Source organism: Bradyrhizobium sp. CSS354 (genome assembly GCF_029051725.1).
Classification (GTDB): Bacteria; Pseudomonadota; Alphaproteobacteria; order Rhizobiales; family Xanthobacteraceae; genus Bradyrhizobium.
Genome location: NZ_JAACFU010000075.1, coordinates 1 through 911 on the forward strand (window position 1 = coordinate 1; position 911 = coordinate 911).

Sequence of the window (911 nt, forward strand, 5' to 3'; positions counted from 1 at the left end):
CAGCGCGTAACGCAAGGCCTTCGCTGTGTCGCTCTTGTGTGCAAGGTGATCAAGCTTGGCCTCAAACCACTGCTTCAAGGCTGTAGCCAGAGGTCGGGCATGCGCCTGCCTGCCAGCACGGCGCTCGGCATCTGATCGGCCGCGGAGCGCTTTTTCGACCGCGTAAAGTTGGGCGATGCGCTCAAGAGCCTCGCGGGCAACCGGAGCTGGCGCCGGAGCGGCCTCGCGCTCGATCTTCACAAACTGGCGCCTCAGATGCGACCAGCAGAAGGCGAGCGTCCCGGACAAGGCGTCCGCACGCGTCTCTCGGGTCATAGTCTTGTAAGCCTGATAACCGTCGCAGTGGATGATGCCGCGAAAGCCCTCAAGTAGCTGCAAGCCATGAACGGCCCCACGGCCCGGCGCATAGGCGTAAACCACACCAGGTGGGTCAGGTCCGGCCCAGGGCCTGTCATCGCGTGACAGCGCCCAGAAGTAGCCGGTTTTGGTCCTGCCGCGCCCCGGATCCAATACCGGTGCGGGGGTCTCGTCGACACAGAGCTTCGAAGAGGCGAGCAGAAGCTGGCGCAGACGATGCCACAAGGGCTTCAATTCCTGGGCGGCATAGCCGACCCAGAAGGCGAGCATGGAACGGTCCAGCGCTATTCCGTGCGTCGCCAGCATCTGCGCCTGGCGGTAAAGCGGCAAATGCCAATGATACTTGGCGTCGATCACATGCGCGACGAGCCGCTCGGTCGGCAGTCCTCCCCTGATCAATCGCTCGGGAGCAGCATGCTGGAGGACGACGCCGTGACAGGCGCGGCAGGCCAGTTTGGGGCGGCGGGTGACGATGACGCGATACTGCGCCGGTACGACGTCCAGCCTCTGGCTCTCATCGTGACCGATCTCAAAAAGGTCGCCTGCGCAGCACG

At 64.0% G+C, this 911-nt stretch carries 1 protein-coding gene; it reads right to left on the bottom strand.

What is annotated here, in order from left to right:
- Positions 1-911 (bottom strand): IS66 family transposase (locus GWG67_RS38705; RefSeq protein ID WP_275174893.1); only part of this gene is annotated, 911 nt, incomplete at both ends.